This is a genomic window from Nonomuraea antri (genome assembly GCF_013283785.1).
Classification (GTDB): domain Bacteria; phylum Actinomycetota; class Actinomycetes; order Streptosporangiales; family Streptosporangiaceae; genus Nonomuraea; species Nonomuraea antri.
The window spans coordinates 1-1,124 of sequence record NZ_JABCPZ010000563.1; the positions used below are offsets into that span (position 1 = coordinate 1).

General features: G+C 70.3%; 2 protein-coding genes. Both read left to right on the forward strand.

What is annotated here, in order from left to right; translation table 11 throughout:
• Positions 1 to 235, forward strand: a 235-nt coding sequence (locus HII36_RS55375; RefSeq protein WP_173531419.1) for a GyrI-like domain-containing protein, incomplete at its 5' end; no start/stop codon positions are given.
• Positions 232 to 756: a hypothetical protein gene (locus tag HII36_RS55380; RefSeq protein WP_173531420.1), complete on the forward strand. Its 525-nt coding sequence runs from the start codon at positions 232 to 234 to the stop codon at positions 754 to 756. The genes HII36_RS55375 and HII36_RS55380, both read left to right, overlap by 4 nt.
• The last annotated feature ends 368 nt before the right edge of the window (positions 757 to 1,124 follow it).

Consider the following 1,124-nt stretch of genomic DNA (forward strand, 5'->3'; position numbering starts at 1 on the left):
TGTGTATAAGAGACAGGAGGTGGACGTGCTGCCCGGTGGCGCGTTTGCCTGCGCCACCCATGTCGGTCCTTATGACCAGATCTCCCTGACCGCGCACGCGTTGCTGGCCTGGTGCGCCGAGCGGCGTCATCCGGTGCGCGGCCCGCTGCGCGAGGTGTACGTCTCGGATCCGGCGGTCACTCCGCCTGACGAGCTCGTCACCCATCTGATGATCCCTTTGGAGGAGGAAGCATGAGTCCTGAGCTGATCACTTGTGGTCCGGTCACCTGCCTGAACGTCACCGGTCTCGGTGAGCCGGGTGGCGCCGAGCACGTCTCGGCCATCCGGGCGCTGTACGCGGTGGCGGCGGCGATGTGCGTCTCGGCGGGGCCGTTGGAGGGGCAGTGGTGGGTGGAGGACGAGCGTCCGCCGCTGCAGGTGCCGCGTGAGCTGTGGCGCTGGCATCTGCTGCTGCCGCTGGCGGGGGTGCCGGAGCCGGGTGCGGTGGAGCGGGCGCGCGAGGCGAGCCGGTCCGGCGGGGCGGCGGTGGATCGGGTGCGGGTGGTGACGCACACCGAGGGCGAGTGTGTGCAGGTGCTGCACGCGGGGCCGTTCAGTGAGGAGCATGTGACGCTGGCGGTGATGGAGGAGTTCATGGCGGAGCGGGGGCTGGTGGCTCGGGGGTTGCATCACGAGGTGTATCTGACGGGTCTGGACGACCCGGACCCGCGCACCCTCCTCCGCCAGCCGGTCCGCCAGGCAACCCCACCCTTGTGACCCACCACCCTTGTACCGCCCTTGTAACGACCAGGCGACCGCCTGACCCGTCCGCCTCCTGACCAGGCGGTCTCCCGACCAGATGCCGCGCCGCTGCGGTCTCCTGACCAGAGGTTCTCCTGATCCGGCAGCCTTCCACCCGGTGGCCTGATCTCGATGCCTGATCTCGACCGTGTGACACCAAGCGGGCTCACCCCAACGCGGTCGAGGTGCCTGGCCTGGCTGGCTGGCGACCTGACCTGTCGTCGGTCTCCCCCTCCGCCCGCGCCCCGCAATGCGCCCACTCCAACCGCCGACCTGGCCGCACGCATGATCCCCGCCGACCGTCCCCCAACGTCGGGTACTCCTGCGGCCGGACGGTCAGGGGG

Excerpts from the sequence above, each read along its gene's own strand:
- HII36_RS55380 (WP_173531420.1), top strand. The coding sequence starts at position 232 with ATGAGTCCTGAGCTGATCACTTGTGGTCCGGTCACCTGCCTGAACGTC.